Origin of the sequence: Paenibacillus sp. FSL L8-0644 (assembly GCF_038008165.1) — a bacterium.
Lineage (GTDB): Bacteria > Bacillota > Bacilli > Paenibacillales > Paenibacillaceae > Paenibacillus > Paenibacillus polymyxa_D.
Map to the genome: position 1 here is coordinate 3389710 of NZ_JBBOYN010000001.1, position 17487 is coordinate 3407196.

Consider the following 17487-nt stretch of genomic DNA (forward strand, 5'->3'; position numbering starts at 1 on the left):
GTTCCTCATCCTTTGCAACATATTTTGTCTTCTATATCGCCGCTTTACCGCATTACACTTTATGTGAATCGGAATACGTGCACTTCTATTTTAACGTTTTTGGTGTAAGAAGTGAACCCCTGTCTATTCACAGATCAAAACACCCCATTTACATGAGGTGTTCAGATGTACTACGCTTCCATCATCAGCAGTTGGTGGGATAGCGTTTGCAGGCGTTCATGGCAATTCCCGATTTCAGTCTTATCTCCGTCTGTCATCGCTGTGAACAGCTTCTCCAATGCATCGTCCACTTCCATTTTAAGCAGCAGCAGTCGGGTTTCTCCTTCATTGGAAGCGTACATATCCTCCATTTCCTGTGCTGACAGCACCGGTCCCTTCTGATAAATAACACGCTGCTTAAAGCCTGTAACCTCGACCAGACGAATGACCTCACCAAACAAAATATTTTCTACTAAAATATGATGGTCCTTGACTCTTTTGACAATGGCATGGCCCCGGGTGCTTCCAATCAGCTTCTCCAGCCACTCAGCCAGCTTGGCATCGCGGATCACATAATCTCCAGCCAGCTTGTAGTGTCCTGTGCGCAATTGTTGAAAACGGAGCTTCACCAGCTTGCGCCCGGTTCTCACCGACAAAACCAGATACGACTCATCCTCGCTCCAGTACAGCGAATACCCTTCCGATATCAAATCCTTGATCAGATTATGGATATGCCGACGGCTAAACCGGAGCTCTAGATTGCAATATTCTACCTCACAGCCCTTGTTCACGGCATTCCCTCCTTTTTCAAGTCCGATTCAAGAAGTCCGGCTACAGCAAGCCTGCGGCTTTCCCGCTTGATCTTCCCTTGCTCTATTTTATACTTCATTTTATGTAAGGGTACTTGGTTATTTGACCTATTTTTATGAGTAACAGCGCACAATCCTACTTTTGCCTTATATGCTTGTACCGAGCCTGGCCTAAAGTCGGTCAAGCCCGCTGACATTATGCTATAATCGGACATATTACGCCACACGACATGGCTTAACCCATTTACAGGAGGAAAAGGAATGACATTTAGTGGATTTACTGCAAAGGACTTCGATGTTTTTGAAATACCGGGGTTGGAGCCTCGTATGGAAGTGCTGATTCAGCAGGTTCGGCCCAAGCTGGAAGCGATTGGCGAGGAATTAGCTCCATTTCTAACAGATTTATGTGGGGAGCCTATGCATGTTCACGTTGCCAAGCATGCACGACGCAAAGTCAATCCCCCGATAGATACATGGGTAGCCTGGGCGGCAAATAAACGCGGGTATAAGGCGTTGCCCCATTTCGAGGTAGGTATGTTTGCTTCCCATATTTTCGTCATATTCGCAGTCATTTATGAAAGTCCCAATAAAATAACGTTTGCCCAGGCGCTTGAAGCCAACCTGAGCGATGTGCGCTCTAACATACCGGGCCATTTTTACTGGTCCATGGATCATATGGCTCCAGAAGGTACAGAACAGCAGCACATGGACACTGAAGAGTTTCAAACGATCATCCACAAGCTGCAACAGGTAAAAAAAGCCGAGGTCATGTGTGGGCTCCGTATTGATCGTAATGACCCTCTCGCCAGTGACGGAGCAGCATTGCTGCAGACGGTGCGTTCCACCTTTGAGCATTTGCTGCCACTGTACCGAATGTCTTTCTCGAAAGAGTAGCCCTCGCTGCTTTTCAAGGCGCTGTTCAGGCCTCCACAGTCTTCCTGCGTGGATTCCGCGCCAGAGCCAAGTGGCAGCCAAACATGAGCAGCATCACGACCCCACTGATGATAAATGGAGCTGTGTGTCCAGCACGGTCCCATAGCACTCCTGAAACGAGCGGGCCTATAACCATGCCGGAGCCTTGAAGTGTTAAAAAAAAGCCCCATACCGTTGCTCGCTCGTTTTCCGGAATCAGTCGGGCAAGAAACGTGTTCCATGCAGGCAAAATGAGCGCATATCCCAAACCAATAAGCGCTACGGATACAAACACCAGCGGAATAGATCGAACGATTGAGAAGAAAAACAGCGTAATTCCGGCTAACAAAAAGCCAACATGTAGAAAATACTCCGTTCCAAGTCGGTCGACCAATTTGCCGCAAGGGATCAGTGCCAGCACAGTCACCCCACCGCCTGCAATCAGGAGCACGCTGTACAGGTTCGGTGAAATCCCAAGGTCCGTCCGAGCGTATAGCGTAAGTACTGGGCTGATCAAACCGATAACAAAAGACTGCAAAAACAGCGCCGGGTAAATTAACGGATTGACGTTAAGCTTTGTTTTGAGTACGCCGATCGTCTCTTGGATTCCCCTTAGAGTCCCCCGCTTCTGCTTTATGTACCCATCAGACGACACTAGAGCGCTCTGTTCGAGGTCAACTTTGTCAGCAGACCTTTTCGGTCCTGGCAGCATGAGAGCAACCAACAACAACACAATACTGCATCCTATCAACATCATGAACACCATGCCGTAAGAATGTCCATAGTGGGATATGGCGAAGTTCATAATGAGCGGGCCCAATCCTGTTCCGCCCATAGACGCAATTTCCAGTGTACCCATCGCCGCGCCATTGCTGTTATTAGGCCCGGACATTTCAGTCGTTCCGGTCATAACACAAGGCCAGAGCGGAGAAGTACCTAGACCGAGCAGCAGACACGCGACGACGAGCCACACGGGCTCTGTCAGTACGCTCAGCATAATAATCGCTACAAGCGTAAACAACAGCGCGGTCGACATCGTTCCACGGTAGCCGAGTCGTTCAGCCATCCAGCCCGCCGGTGCCCGAAACGCGTTGTCTCCAAAATACTGAAGTGAAAAGGCCAAACCAATAACCCCAGCCGACAAACCAAGCGTTTCTCCCATATATACCGGCAGGATGGATACCAGAAGAGATCCTTTCATAAATTCGACCAGAAATACCAAAACCCATAATTTAGTAAAAAAAGGAGTCCACAACCGCTGCGGAGCTTTTTTTCGTCCTATTTGTCTCATCTAATCCACATCCTCCACCTTCATTTTTTGGCTATAAAGACCGGGTTCTCCGCCTACTCCACTCTTTCGCAAATAAATGCGCCCTCAATCGCTTGCATTCCTACTTTAAACTGCTATACTCAATTTTGTTCTATTATCACTTGCACAGGATTGTCGAAATCCTGCACGAAAGGTTGTGACAACACTAATGAATCAAAGCAACACCCCGCTTTTTACTGCTTTGAAAAAGCATGCTCAGAGCAACCCGGTTCAATTTCACATCCCAGGTCATAAAAAGGGAGTGGGAGCAGATTCGGAATTTCGCGAATTTATGGGGGATAATGCCTTTTCCATAGATATGATCAACATCGCTCCATTGGACGATCTGCATCAGCCTTCAGGCGTCATCGAAGAAGCTCAAAAGCTTGCAGCAGAGGCCTTCGGAGCTGATTATACGTATTACAGTGTACAGGGGACAAGCGGAGCCATCATCACCATGATTATGTCGATTTGCATGCCTGGTGATAAAATTATTGTACCCCGAAACATACACAAATCTATAATGTCTGCCATTATCTTCGCTGGTGCGAAGCCGGTATTCATTTCTCCAGTCAGTGATGAGAATCTCGGTATTCACCACGGGGTTACAACCAAGTCCGTACGCCGGGCATTGGAACGCCACCCTGACGCCAAGGGCGTCCTTGTTATCAACCCGACATATTACGGTGTGTGCGCCGATTTGAAGGAAATTGTAGATCTCGCTCACAGCTATAATGTGCCGGTCCTGGTCGATGAGGCTCATGGAGTACTGATTCATTTTCACTCTGATCTACCGATGTCCGCCATGGAGGCGGGAGCAGACATGTCAGCTACAAGCGTTCACAAGCTGGGTGGTTCCTTGACTCAAAGCTCAATCCTGAATGTAAATACGAAAAACGGATTCGTTAATCCGCAGCGTGTACAAACGATTTTCAGTATGCTGACAACAACGTCGACTTCGTATATTCTGTTGGCTTCGTTAGACACATCCCGACGTAATCTGGCCCTTAACGGTCATGAAATAGCACAACGCGCCCTTGATTTGGCTGAATATTGCCGCTCAGAGGTTAACAAGATTGAAGGGCTATATTGCTTTGGTAGTGAAATTCTCGGCACGGAAGCTACCTACGATTATGATCCAACCAAAATTACGGTTCATATCCGCCATTTGGGCCTTACCGGATACGATGTGGAAAATTGGCTGAGAGATCACTATAATATCGAGGTTGAACTTAGCGATATGTACAATATTCTTTGTTTGGTGACCCCTGGGGATACCAAAGAGGAAATTGAAATTTTGTTGAAAGCTCTGCGTGAGCTGGCTTCTCTGCACTATTCCACAGGTCAGGAGCATGAGCTGGTTGTAAAGATACCAGATATCCCTCAGCTCTCCCTCATTCCAAGAGACGCTTTTTATGGAGATACGGAAATCGTGCCCTTCAAGGAATCTGCTGGTCGCATTATTGCAGAATTCATTTATGTGTATCCACCGGGTATTCCGATCTTACTGCCAGGAGAAGTTATTTCGCAGGACAATATTGATTATATTGTTGATCATGTAGAAGTAGGCCTGCCTGTTAAAGGACCCGAGGACCGAACAGTACATCAGGTGAAGGTTATCGTCGAGACTGACGCTATTTCATAATATTGATCGGACAACACATGCTTACAAAATATGTTGATAGTCAAGAAAAAAAGCCTCCATTTGGGGGCTTTTTTTCTTAAAGAGCTATAACAGCTACTACATCCAATTCTATTCGTATTGGGCAACAAGCTCACTATATGCAGCTTCTACACGTTTCCACTCATCTTCGTCCTCAATATTGTAAAGCACCATTTCTTCGTTTTCTTCTTCCATACGAAGAATAATGCCATCCGCTTCGGGATTGCCTCGCTCAAGCAGAAGAGCATAAACGTGATCTTCTACATCAAAGGTCTCTACCAGCACCATTTCTACATCTTTACCATTTTCATCAGTTAGCGTAAGAACCATTTCTTCATGTTCGTGGTCATGATCGTGGTTGCAGGCTTCACCGTGTTCATGTTTGTGATCACTCATGGAAATACCTACCTTCAAATTGTTTTATTTTCCCCCGTATCGTAACATGATCAAGGGTGCAGGTCAATTTGTGGTATGCCTAATTTATCGCTGTAATGACTTTTTCGGACACCAAGGTATAGCTGCCATCTTTGCTCTCTTTAATGTAGAAACCAACCCGGTAATTCCCTGCTGTTTTGAAATCATACGTAAAGTCGTTCGTACGGAACCAGAAGTTATCCTTTTGTGCTCCTTTGATATCTTGGGACTGAATATCCTTCACGTTGCCCGAAGGGTCGGTGATCGCTACCTTCACTCCGGAGATATCTGTTTTCAAGGTATCAATTTGACTAAATACATTAAATTTCACTTTATTGCCTTTATTCACGTTACCAAACACAGTATCTCCCTTGAACAGGAACATATGCACGTTAGGCTGGTCGAAAACAACTTTTCCACCGGATGGATCAAAATTTACAAGTCCGTTAAAATCACGGATGGGCACATAGGTCTTCCCATCAATGACAACTGCACCATCTTTTGACACCTCTCCATTAATAATCAACTGCACTTGGTCCTTGGCGGATTCCGCCGAAATGGCGGTTCCTCCCATTATTGAAAAGGCCATCATTAGGGCCATCACTCTTCTCCATTTCATCACTACTAATCCCTCCATCGTCATCTGTTAAAAACCTTCTGTCGTACATTTATACCTAGCTCAGCCGCACAAGTTGCGCTGTGTTTCACAAATTGTCCAAAGTTTTTACAGAAGGAGCCAAATCTTTAGTTCCAGCAGCATAGGTGGTAAAATACGACTGTAGAATGTTCTAGTACACAAAGTCTGGAGGATAAATCCATAATGAGCCTAACGATACAAATGCTTGGCACAGGCAGTGCCTTTGCCAAGCATTATTACAACAACAACGCGCTGCTGGACAGCGGAGAAGGCAAACTGCTAATCGATTGTGGTACAACCGCTTCGTTAGCATTACACCAAATGCGCGTCCCTTTGCCTGATATTGACGCCATTTTAATCACACATATTCACGCAGATCATGTCGGAGGTTTGGAGGAATTCGGTTTTCAAATGAACATTCTCCATCGTCGCAAGCCTCTACTTTATATCGCCGAACCCCTAATCCACCCTTTATGGGAGCATACACTCAAGGGCGGGATGTCACAGCAGGGTATGATTGACAAGCTTGAAGATGTATTCGAGGTAAACGTAATAACGCCTGGCGTGCCCACTACATTAGTATCCGGTATCCAGGTGGAGCTGATCCCTACACGGCATATTCCTGGTAAAAACAGTTATTCCTTATTCATAAATGACCGCCTTTTTTATAGTGCAGATATGGTTTTTGACCCTGATTTGCTTCATCATCTGGTGCATGAACGAGGATGTCGGAGTATTCTGCATGAGGTTCAATTACAAGGTGCCGGAGAAGTCCATACGACGTTGGACGAGCTGCTAAGCTTGGCGCCATCTCTTCAAGAGTTGATTCGTCTGATGCACTATAGTGATGATATGGAACAATTCAGGGATAAAGCTGGCGTCATGTCCTTTCTGGAACAGCAACGATTATATCAACTTGCAGAGTTGGAACGTGCAGAGTAGCATGCTAAATACAGCTTAACAATTAACAAAAAGCCGCCTGGCTATCCTTTGTAGGAAAGCCAGGCGGCTTGCTGTTCTTAAATATAATGCTAGTGTTGCGAGTTAAGGTCAGAACAATGGCAGTTGATCCAGGTTATTAGAAGGATCTCCGTCGGCATCTCCCCGAATTCGTTTGCTGCCATCCTTGGCCTTGAAAACGTTAACGCCTGCAATTGAGCCTGTCTCAATCTCATTCAAAGCCTGGCTATAATCTAAAATCCGACCGGTAGATGTCTGAAAAGACATAAGGTCGCCATCCCCGTTTTTACGTACTGCTGTAATTTGCTCCCGTTCTGTATTAGCCATGCTGTATCGCTCCTTATCCATAGTATAGTGGAGGAACTTTTACTAGCATGCGCATTGTACAGATTTGTATGCACCTTGCGCTGCCGACTACAACTTTTTGCGCATACGAACATGCGGTATTCCCGCATCGTCAAAAGGTTCATCGGAGATCGTCTCGTAGCCAAGCTTTTCGTAAAACTTCTCGGCTTGACATTGGGCATCTAGCAACGAGTATCTTAACCCCAATTCACGTGCACGTTCCTCCAGTGCTAGCAGTAATACACGTCCATAGCCTGCGGCACGATGCTCCTTGAGAACGGCAATACGTTGCATTTTAGCTGTATCTTCCTCATAGTATGTCAACCGACCAGTGGCCACCATTTCACCATGTTCACAAATTAGCAAATGATGGGCCGTATCTCCCAGCTTGTCATAATGGTCAATTTCTAAATCGAGAGGAACCTTTTGCTCATCGACAAACACTTTGGTACGGATCGATATTGCCTCCTGTAGCTGCTCCTCTGTTGTTACACTTATAATTTCTGCGGCCATCACCTGTTCCCCCTATCATTAACTCCAAATTTGTAAACTCACTAAATTCGAATTATATATATAACTGGTCATGAAGTACAGGCTGACTTCTATTTTTTCACTTTACATATATGGTTAATACATGATATTATCTAATAACCGAAGGACGGTAGCTCAGCGGGAGAGCATTATCTTGACAGGGTAAGGGTCATGGGTTCGATCCCCATCCGTCCTATTCGTCAAAAGCCTTGATATTCAAGGCTTTTTTGTTTGTCTAGAGATAAATCCAGTTATCCTGTTTTTTAATCAAAATGATACTTATAAGATAAAAAAGCCGCCCGGAAAGATAGGGTCGACTTTTCTGTATACTCAGATCGTTGTAATTTAACAATGTCATTTTTTCTTCAGCAAAGCTTTTCACCTTAATCCTTCTATTTATATAGAAGAAAAAAAACAGGACCTCAGCACAATACGCATAGAACTCTTAGATTACGATATAAACCGCCCCGCTCTCACCGTCAATCTCCGTCGGGTAAGCAGTCACACATCCAGTATCTGGCTCTTGCACCCGGCCAGTGGAAAGGTCAACTTTCCAGTCATGGAGCGGACAATGGATTGCTGAGCCACATATCATTCCTTCGGATAACCGTCCCCCTTTGTGCGGACAACGATTCTCAAGTGCATGCACGCTGCCATCGCTCAGACGGAATACAGCTATTTCTGTATCATGAATGCGAACTGTCCTTGCTCCACGTCGGTCAATTTCGTTCAAATTAGCTATTCTGATTCTGTTGGTTGTCGTATTGGTCTCCATTTTGTCAGCCCCCTATTCCATTACTGGCTTAAGTTCCGGCAGCTGCACAAAATTTTTGCGCAGCTCTTCGTTGTGAATAATTTCGTGCCACGGATCAGTCGTCGTGCTTAATGTCTCTTCAATTCTGGTCACCAGTTGCTTCCTCGTCTCTGCATCCGAAAGTGCCTGTTTGATGGATTCCACTCCGACCCGTTCCAACCAATGGGCTGTGCGTTCGTTCCAATTGGCCTGCTCACGATAATACTGCAGATAGGCACCGGTCCATTCCATCACTTCATCCTCGGTTCTAACGGTACAAAGTAGTTCAGCTGCCCGAACCTTGATACCCCCGTTACCTCCAACGTAGATCCCCCAGCCACCGTCAATAGCAACGACGCCCAAATCCTTGATCGTCGCTTCAGCGCAGTTACGCGGGCAACCGGACACAGCCAGTTTGACTTTGGATGGAGCATTCAGACGTTCAAATGCCTTTTCCAACCGGATGCCCATCCCCATAGCATCCTGCGTGCCAAAGCGGCAAAAGGTATTACCTACACACGTCTTAACCGTTCGCAGCGTCTTTCCATAGGCATATCCAGACGGCATATCCAACTCGGCCCAGATCCCTGGCAAATCCTCTTTTTTCACACCAAGCAGGTCAAGACGTTGACCACCCGTAAATTTAACCAGAGGCACATTGTATTTCTCCGCGACAGCAGCAATTTTCTTCAGGTCGGCAGGTGAAGTAACTCCTCCATAAATGCGGGGCACGACAGAATAGGTGCCATCTTTTTGTATATTGGCATGGTACCGTTCATTCGTAAATCTGGATTCCTTCTCATCTTCATAATCCAGTGGCCATAGCATACCTAGATAATAATTGAGGGCCGGCCGACATTTAGTGCAACCTTCCGGTTCGTTCCATCCCAGCACATTCATCACTTCTTTGACACTCTTTAATCCCATCTCCCGAATGCCATCAATGATCGCTTCCCGGTCAAGCGTCGTACAACTACAAATACCCTCTTTCATCGTTTCTCCGGCTTCTGCGCCTGCGTATAGCTGTAAGAGTCCCTCCACTAATGGCTTGCAGCCGCCACATGAGGCCGATGCTTTTGTGCATGCCTTAATCTCCCCGACACTCCGGCAGCCAGCCGCAACCGCCTCTCCAATGTCACCCTTGGATACACCATTACATCCACATACAATTTCGTCATCAGGCATCTGCTCCAGCATCATGGAGCCACTAGCTTCTGGTTGACCAGGATTGAAGCCAAGTAATAACTCTTTCTCTCGGCCAACCACCGACTCGCCACTTTTGATCAACGAAAACAGCATGGCTCCGTCAGACGTATCCCCAAACAGAACGGCTCCGATCAGTTTTTCTTCCTTGATTACGATTTTTTTGTAGACGCTACCAATATCATCCTGATACCGCAGGGAACGTGTTCCCGGTTCATCCTTGTAATCCCCTGCTGAAAACACGTCGACACCCGATACCTTCAACCTTGTCGAGGTAACTGAACCACTGTAGCCGGGAGTCTCCATTCCCGCGAGTCGCTGAGCCAGTACACCACCTTGCTCATATAATGGAGCAACCAGCCCGTAAGTGATTCCCCGGTGTTCTGCACATTCTCCAACGGCGTAGATGCCGGGGATATTCGTTTCCATGTGATCATTTACGATGATCCCGCGGTTTACAGGGATTCCCGCCGACACCGCCAGTTCAATGTCTGGTTTGATGCCTACCGCCATAACGATCAGATCCGCTTCCAACTCGCTGCCATCGGCAAATTTCAACCCTTCCACGCGGCGACGTCCTGTTATAGCCACCGTCCGCTTATTGACCAGAAATGTCATTCCCTGCTCTTCCAGCTCGCGCCGTAGCATAAGGGAAGCAGCCTCATCCAGCTGCCGATCCATAATATATCCGTTAATATGGATAACTGTGACGTCCATCCCCAAGTTAAGCAGCCCCCTGGCTGCCTCTAGTCCAAGCAATCCGCCACCGATGACGGCTGCTTTTTTGTGCGTCTTCGCCGTCTCCATCATCGTTTCACAGTCACGAATATCCCGGAAACCGATAACACCATCCTTGTCGGCCCCTGGAAGCGGCAGAATAAAGGCTTTAGACCCCGTTGCCAACAACAACAAATCATAAGAGATGCATACGCCGGAGCGTGATGTCACCTGCTGCTTTTCCGTGTCGATAGCTGTGACAGGATCATTGGTATACAATCGAATATTGTTGTCTTCATACCAACTCCAGTCGTTGATGACAATATCCTGCAAACCAGCCCCTCCCGCCAGAACGGAAGACAGCATGATCCGGTTATAGTTTGGATGGGGCTCGGCCCCGAATACCGTAATCTCATAGCTACCTGGTGCAAGCTTCAGCAAATGTTCGAGAGTGCGTATCCCCGCCATTCCGTTGCCGATCAACACTAACTTTTGGATATTGTTCATCAGGTCACTCCCTTTCCATTTGTATCCTCAAAACATAAAAAGCCCGCTTCACATATGGGGATTCAAAATATCCCCCACATGAGAAAACAGGCTCCATTGCCGTTTCATCGAATACGCCGTTGTATCCATCAGAGTATGGAATTAAAAAGTATTGTAGCTAATATATAATGGTTCAAATGATATGTCAACATTCCTTACGCATAAACTTATAAAAAATTATATTTTATCACCATGTAACATGTCTATGACGTATAAAATATCACTTCCCTACAAAATTAGGATTGATTTTCAGACCAAAACACGCCAAAATGGTTTAAAAGTCCGTTTTAACTTGATGATGGTGGAAAAATAAAGCAAACGGATAAAATCACATGTCATATTTGTTATCAATGAATATCATCCCCATCGCTAACTACCCTTCATATTACAGAGAGGAGGAGCCCGCTTGCGTTCCTTGTTGGTAATTCACTTACATTCTGACCATGTATCTGAGCAGACACACGCCGTTTCCTCATGGCAGGCAGGACCTGAACACCTTTTAGAATCCAACGGATACCTAACTCTGCCCTGCCGCAATGAATCTGAAATCAAACAGCTAATCCTTAATGCAGATGCGGCGGTACTAAACATCCCTGTAGGCACGATTAGCATGTGGGGTGGTAGGCTGGAGCAAGCCAAAGCGGTCCCGTTGCTCTGGTGGTGCAGCGCAGAATCAGCGCTATCATCGACAGAGGCTTGTGAAGCTGATGTCACTGTTGATGGCATTCTAACCCCTTCTATGGCAGCCCATGAGCTGAATTGGGCTCTTCATTTTAGTGCCAAACGCTTTTTTGAACGCCAGCACTGGCAAAGTGAACGCAAGCAACTGACCGCTCGGCTGGAAGAACGCAAATGGATTGATATGGCGAAAGGAATACTTGGAGAAGTAAACGGTATCCCGGAAGCGGAAGCATATGATGTGCTACGGAAAAAAGCAATGAACGAACGCAAACGTATCGTTGATGTGGCCATTTCTATCGTCAAAGCGCAGCAAATGTTAAAAGCATAAATCTGAAAGGGGCCTGAACATGAATATCATTGAATTATTAAAAGAAGTTGGTCGTGGCAAAAGGGGCGCCCGGGATCTGAATTACGCCGAAGCCGAAGCTGCTGCCGAACTTATTATGACCCAATCAGCAACCCCTGCTCAAATCGGAGCTTTCTTTGCCGCGGAGCGCATTAAAATGGAGAGTGTTGGCGAGCTGGAAGCATTCGTAAACGTCTGTCGTAAATATACCCATCGCTTCCCGATGCAGGAAGGTATTGATTTCGCCGGTCCGTATGATGGCAGGAAGTCTTCATTTATTGCCACCTTCGCAACGGCCTTTCTACTCGCCTCATGCGGAATTCCTGTAACGATGCACGGCAGTGCACCTCTCCCTCCCAAATGGGGTGTTACGCTCCCGCTTTTATTGCAGGAAATGGGGGTAACGCCCCGGAACATGACGCGTGAAATCGCCGTTCATGCCGCGAAGCTGACTGGTGTACTGTTCGTAGCCTCCGAACAGTGGTGCGTGCCTCTGCGAGATATGCGGCCCATTCGCGAAGAACTGGGGCTTCGCACAGTGCTGAATACTGCCGAGAAACTGGTTGATTACGGTTCTTCCCCATATATTGTATTCGGCGTTTTCCACAATACTGTGTTCGAAAAGACGGCGAAACTCATACAAAATCTGAATTACCACAGAGCTCTGATCGTCCAAGGGAGCGAAGGATCGGAGGATCTGTTCATCGATCGGCCGACCCGGACTTACCTGCTTGCTAACGGCGAAGTATCATTACAGGTTATTGATCCGGAAATGTACGGACTGGATTCGGTGGTACCAGAGCATAACTGGACCCCCGCTGAACAACTGCGCATTACGGAGGAAGTGCTACAAGGCACAGCTTCTATAGCCTTTTCGAATCAAGTGTTACTCAACAGTGCGGTCCGGCTGTTCGTTGCAGGGCGAGTTGACTCCATAGAGGAAGGTTTGTATACCTGCAAACCGCTGCTAGAAAATGGGCACGCCTGGGGTTTGTATTGTCACTGGCGGGAAGCCATGCTCAGAACAGAAATAAAAACGGGAGCAGACAGATCTGAAACCCGATTGCATTTATAATTACTGGCGTCACGCAGTCTAGTGATTACGAGCCCTAAACTGTCCAACTCAAAAAGGCTAGCTCCCTCACTCATACAAGGGGGCTGGCCTTTTATGCAAAGAAAAAGTCACTTACTCCGTCCTGCTCTAGAACTCCGACCATTCCTCGTTATCTGCACTGGTTGCGGCTGCAGCCAGATGAAGGGGACGGATGCGTACAGCTGCCGTTTTGAAGCCAGGCATCCGACAGAACGGATCAAGATCAGGGCGGGTCGCCCGATTAACATTTTGTATCCCACCCCAATGCATGGGCACGAAGAGCGTATCTTCGCGGATATGTGGTTTGATCCGGCTGCGGACAGTGAAGCAGCCGCGCTGTGATGCTATTTCTACCCACTCCCCGTCCCTGATGTGCCAGCGTCGCGCTGTCCGCGGATGAATTTCCACATAATTCTCAATCTCTCGCGCGGCCAGCGACGGACTTCTGCGCGTTTGTGCACCGGTCAAATAGTGAGCCAGTACACGGCCGTTCGTCAAAATAAGCGGGTACTCCTCTGATATCTCCTCTCCTGCTCCACAGCTTTCAACCACCGTAAAAACAGCCTTTTGATCAGAATGGGCAAAGGTTTCCCGAAACATTGTATCCATACCGGCTCTGTCCGTAGACGGGCATGGCCAATATACTCCTTCTTCACGACGCAGCCTGTCGTATGTGATCCCGTAGTAATCGGCAGGACCGCCCCGGCTGGCGAGCCGCAGTTCTTCAAAGATATGCTCGGCATCCCTGTACGAGAAATAGCTGCCCTTGTCTAGCTTTGCAGCCACCTGACACAAAATGTTCCAGTCATCTCTAGCCTCGCCTGGTGCGGGCCTCGCCGCTTCCCGTAGCAGAACGCGGCCCTCCAGATTGGTCATCGTCCCCGTATTCTCCAAATAAGATGTCACAGGCAAAACGACGTCAGCCATTCGCGCGGTTTCCGTGAGAAACATATCCGCCACAACCAGCAGATTCAGCTTTTTGAGGGCTTTCTCCACCAGCCGGACATTCGGGTTAGATACTACAGGATTAGAGCCCATTACGAACAAGGCTTGGATTTGTTTCTGATGGACAAGCTCCATCATTTCATAAGCAGACACTCCCTTACCCGGCAAGCTGCTTGGTTCCACTCCCCACACGGATGCCACATAGGCTCGATCTTCTTCATCCTCAATTGATCTGTAACCAGGAAGCTGGTCAGCCTTTTGACCGTGCTCTCGCCCCCCTTGCCCGTTTCCCTGACCCGTGATAGCTCCATAACCGCATCCTTCCCTTCCAATCTTGCCAGTGGCCAGCACCAGATTAAGAAATGCACGCACCGCCATATGTCCATCTGTCTGCTGTTCAACACCCCTGGCCGTAAAAACGATGCCCGTCTCCACACTGCCAAAGGCACGTGCTGCCTGCTGGATCATTTCTACCTCAATTCCGCACAACGCAGCCGATTCTCTCAGATCCACACCCTTCAAATGAGTCAACAGCTGGTCATAGTCATTGGTCCGCTTGCGGATAAACTCTTCATTCGCAAATCCTTCGTCCACGATGACCTTTAGCATGGCATTGGCCAACACAGCATCCATACCCGGCTTGATTTGCAGGTGCAAATCGGCGACGGCCGCCGTTGGTGTCGCGCGCGGGTCAATTACGATGACAAAGGCGCCGTTTTCCTTCGCCTGGTGAAAGTAAGGCATTAAGGTCGGCTGGCATTCAGCGATATTCGTACCTGCGAGCACAATACAACGAGCCAACGGAATATCAGCCAGCCTGCAGGTCAGTCCGCGATCAATGCCAAACACTTTACTGCCAGCGGATGCCGCTGCCGACATGCAGAAGCGCCCGTTATAGTCGATATATCGCGTACCTACAGCCACTCTTGCAAATTTGCCGAGTAAATAAGCCGTTTCATTGGAGAGTGAACCTCCACCGTAAATTCCGATTGCATCAGGACCTTGTGTGGACAGTAGCGTAGAGAAACTGCTAGCTATAGTATCCAACGCCTCCTCCCACTTGACGGGAACCAGTTGGCCCTCTTTGCGAATGAGGGGCTGTACCAGCCTTTCCGCATGAGTCGCATGCTGATGCGCATTCATTCCCTTGATGCACAACCTACCCTGCGAGGCTGCATTATGCTTCCCTTCCGCCTTATACACTGTACGAATGATACCCGCAAGTGTCTCTGTACCCGTGCTAACGGTCATCTTACATTGCACGCTGCAAAACGGGCACTGCGTATCCATTACTGACGGTACATGTAGCCCAGCTTCCGGTTTGCCTTCTCCTGACTGACACATCAAAGCCACCTCCCTTTCGCCATTTTTCGGAATTTTATCGTCTGCACGATAGATAATTCGCCATAACTCCAACTCAACCCGTCATCCTGTCAGCATTGTGGTCCGCAGACTACCCGCTAGACCACTTCGAAGAGCAGCGTCAAGCACACTTTCCCGTAATGCCAGAACACCAGTCCTTTCCATCCACTCCCACATTTTTTCCCCATACCGGGCACTATGTCGGTATATTTGCAAGCAAGTTGCAGTCAGCAGAACCGCTTCTGTCGGGTCTTCCTCCAATCCAAGCAGCTGCCCCTGGCGAACCGGATGCTCTGCATGGCCACCCGCATAGACCTCCCAGCCTGCTGGAGAACGAGATATTCCAATATCGTGGACAAGTACACCTCCGGGATATGCCGATCCAGGACAAATAGCAACTGTAACTAACGCTGGCAATGCGAGACTTGCCCATAAAGTTGCCAACCGCTCTCTTAGCCAGGCTACTTCTACAAATGCCTGATCCATCAGATCCGACTCAACAAAAGACCGATCCTCGGCATTTAGGTTCGTAAAGCGCAGACCCGCAGAGGGCGCCTCTCCTCCGTACTGCGGTGTGACCTGAACCGCAACGCCAGCCCCTAATGGAGTTGTCGCAGATCTGTCGCGCAACCCGAGAGATTCCAAGTAATAAAGTACAGCCGGACGACACAATTCACACCCCTGCTGTCTAGTCCAACCGAGACGGGATACTACTTCACCTGGAGTCTGACAGATTGCGTCCACCATAGCTGTTTTAAGCGAATCATGATCGTAATGCGTACATCCACACACAGGGACAATTTCTTGGGCGGTTGGAGTAACTACAGGTCCGGAATCTGTGGATCGGGACAAACTATTTTTGACCAGTGCAGCCACCAGCGGCCGACATCCCCCACAGGAACCGGACGCTTTGGTCCGGCTCTTCACCTCTTCCACCGTCTTCAGCTTATCCGTGGCAATCGCTCGCAAAATAGCCCCCTTACTCACGCCGTTGCACGCACATACCGTTTCTTCTTCCGGCAGTGCGGCTGCCGCATCCTCTGCTTTGCTCCGGCTGTTATCCCGGGATGTAAGCTCTGTAGCGGACGCCCCGCGCCGTACCATTCCGAGCAACGAGGTACTTTCCGCCGTATCTCCGTACAAAATGGCGCCAGTGACAGCACCGCCGTGCATCATCACTTTTTTATAAACCTCCAGCATCCCGTTATATTCCATAACTGCTGTCTCGTTTCCCTCATCGCGAATGTCTCCTGCGGAAAACACATGGATCCCCGCTACCTTGAGCTGCGCATACGGAATCGTCCCTTCATAGGGAGCCGTTTCACGACCACAAATAACTTTTGCCAGCACTTTGCCCTGCTCATATAGCGGCGCCACCAGTCCGTATGAAATCCCCCGGTGCTCAGCACATTCGCCGACGGCATAAATACCAGGAATACTCGTGCGCATATAATCATCCACGACAATGGCGCGGTTTACAGTCAGACCGCTATCCTGAGCTAATTCGATATTCGGTCGGATACCAACCGCCAGCACAACCAAATCCGTGTCCAGCCTGTTCCCGTCCGCAAACATCAAGCCTTGTGCCCTGTTTCGGCCTATGATGTTGACCGTTTCCTTCGCCAAATGAAACCTCATGCCCTGTTCCTCCAACTTTCGCTGCAGAAGCACAGCTGCCGTCCGGTCAAGCTGACGGTTCATAAGATACTGCGCATTATGAACAACCTCAGTTTCCATCCCTAGATTCAGCAGGCCTTGAGCAGCTTCAAGTCCTAACAGCCCCCCTCCGATAACCGTGGCCCTGCGGTATGTTTTGGCATATCTAGCCATGGTTTCACAATCATTCACATCACGAAAAGCAATTACTCCCTGTTTTCGCACTCCAGGAATGGGCGGCATGAAAGGCAATGAGCCCGTTGCCAATATGAGCATGTCATAAGGTTCTTTCATGCCGGATTCCGTTTCCACCATCCCGGCTGCAACATCAATACGACAGACGCGTTCACCCGCGTACAGCTTTACCCCGTTCTCTTCATACCAGTCCCAGTCATGGGTAACGATATGTTTAAATGAGCTCTCCTCCTGAAGCATTTTGGACAGGAGCACTCGGTTGTACCCGGGACGGGGCTCTGCACCAAATATCGTGATTTGGAACCGCTCTGGCTCCAAATTGAGTATTTCCTCCACACATTTGATGCCTGCCATACCATTGCCGACGACGACCAGTTTTTTCATCATGTTA

Annotated in this window: 15 protein-coding genes and 1 tRNA gene; 6 read left to right on the forward strand and 10 right to left on the reverse strand. The window is 48.3% G+C overall.

The window, feature by feature from the left end; all coding sequences use genetic code 11:
* Positions 1-170: 170 nt before the first annotated feature.
* A complete protein-coding gene (locus NSS94_RS15340; protein WP_029517659.1) occupies positions 171-770 on the reverse strand; it encodes a hypothetical protein in 600 nt (199 codons plus the stop codon).
* 279 nt (positions 771-1049) lie between these two features.
* Between NSS94_RS15340 and NSS94_RS15345 the strand changes: the two genes are divergently transcribed.
* Complete coding sequence (locus tag NSS94_RS15345; protein ID WP_029517661.1) at positions 1050-1682, forward strand: YktB family protein; 633 nt, start codon at positions 1050-1052, stop codon at positions 1680-1682.
* Between the two features lie 25 nt (positions 1683-1707).
* On the opposite strand, the gene NSS94_RS15350 is transcribed toward NSS94_RS15345, so the two are convergent.
* Positions 1708-2991, reverse strand: a complete 1284-nt coding sequence (locus NSS94_RS15350) for an MFS transporter (RefSeq protein WP_340932581.1) — start codon at positions 2989-2991, stop codon at positions 1708-1710.
* A gap of 187 nt (positions 2992-3178) precedes the next feature.
* On the opposite strand from NSS94_RS15350, the gene NSS94_RS15355 reads away from it, so the two are divergent.
* Entirely contained in the window at positions 3179-4654 is a 1476-nt protein-coding gene (locus NSS94_RS15355) for an aminotransferase class I/II-fold pyridoxal phosphate-dependent enzyme (RefSeq protein WP_029517663.1), read from the forward strand.
* 108 nt (positions 4655-4762) lie between these two features.
* Here the strand turns inward: NSS94_RS15355 and NSS94_RS15360 are convergent, their stop codons facing one another.
* Entirely contained in the window at positions 4763-5068 is a 306-nt protein-coding gene (locus NSS94_RS15360) for a DUF1292 domain-containing protein (protein ID WP_007431055.1), read from the reverse strand.
* A 79-nt stretch (positions 5069-5147) separates the two neighbouring features.
* Positions 5148-5705, reverse strand: coding sequence for a hypothetical protein (locus NSS94_RS15365; RefSeq protein ID WP_013310940.1), 558 nt, complete (start codon positions 5703-5705; stop codon positions 5148-5150).
* A gap of 201 nt (positions 5706-5906) precedes the next feature.
* Here NSS94_RS15365 and NSS94_RS15370 point away from each other — a divergent pair, with 201 nt between their 5' ends.
* Positions 5907-6665, forward strand: a complete 759-nt coding sequence (locus tag NSS94_RS15370; protein WP_069010571.1) for an MBL fold metallo-hydrolase — start codon at positions 5907-5909, stop codon at positions 6663-6665.
* A gap of 108 nt (positions 6666-6773) precedes the next feature.
* Here NSS94_RS15370 and NSS94_RS15375 read toward each other — a convergent pair whose 3' ends face one another.
* Together NSS94_RS15375 and NSS94_RS15380 are read right to left on the reverse strand one after the other, a co-directional pair.
* Positions 6774-7010, reverse strand: coding sequence for a DUF3892 domain-containing protein (locus tag NSS94_RS15375; protein ID WP_069010570.1), 237 nt, complete (start codon positions 7008-7010; stop codon positions 6774-6776).
* 87 nt (positions 7011-7097) lie between these two features.
* Complete coding sequence (locus NSS94_RS15380; RefSeq protein WP_029517666.1) at positions 7098-7541, reverse strand: GNAT family N-acetyltransferase; 444 nt, start codon at positions 7539-7541, stop codon at positions 7098-7100.
* Positions 7542-7683: 142 nt separating this feature from the next.
* On the opposite strand from NSS94_RS15380, the gene NSS94_RS15385 reads away from it, so the two are divergent.
* Positions 7684-7755 (forward strand) — tRNA-Val (locus NSS94_RS15385).
* A 249-nt stretch (positions 7756-8004) separates the two neighbouring features.
* On the opposite strand, the gene nirD is transcribed toward NSS94_RS15385, so the two are convergent.
* A complete protein-coding gene (gene nirD, locus NSS94_RS15390) occupies positions 8005-8334 on the reverse strand; it encodes a nitrite reductase small subunit NirD (protein ID WP_029517667.1) in 330 nt (109 codons plus the stop codon).
* A gap of 12 nt (positions 8335-8346) precedes the next feature.
* Positions 8347-10779, reverse strand: coding sequence for a nitrite reductase large subunit NirB (gene nirB, locus NSS94_RS15395; RefSeq protein WP_341039597.1), 2433 nt, complete (start codon positions 10777-10779; stop codon positions 8347-8349).
* Positions 10780-11224: 445 nt separating this feature from the next.
* On the opposite strand from nirB (NSS94_RS15395), the gene NSS94_RS15400 reads away from it, so the two are divergent.
* Positions 11225-11827: an ANTAR domain-containing response regulator gene (locus tag NSS94_RS15400; protein ID WP_025718435.1), complete on the forward strand. Its 603-nt coding sequence runs from the start codon at positions 11225-11227 to the stop codon at positions 11825-11827.
* A gap of 19 nt (positions 11828-11846) precedes the next feature.
* Positions 11847-12920: an anthranilate phosphoribosyltransferase gene (locus tag NSS94_RS15405; RefSeq protein WP_341039599.1), complete on the forward strand. Its 1074-nt coding sequence runs from the start codon at positions 11847-11849 to the stop codon at positions 12918-12920.
* Between the two features lie 126 nt (positions 12921-13046).
* On the opposite strand, the gene nasC is transcribed toward NSS94_RS15405, so the two are convergent.
* Both nasC and nirB (NSS94_RS15415) read right to left on the reverse strand, forming a co-directional pair.
* Positions 13047-15227, reverse strand: coding sequence for an assimilatory nitrate reductase catalytic subunit NasC (gene nasC / locus NSS94_RS15410; RefSeq protein WP_341039601.1), 2181 nt, complete (start codon positions 15225-15227; stop codon positions 13047-13049).
* Between the two features lie 81 nt (positions 15228-15308).
* Complete coding sequence (gene nirB / locus NSS94_RS15415) at positions 15309-17483, reverse strand: nitrite reductase large subunit NirB (RefSeq protein WP_341039603.1); 2175 nt, start codon at positions 17481-17483, stop codon at positions 15309-15311.
* Positions 17484-17487: the final 4 nt, after the last annotated feature.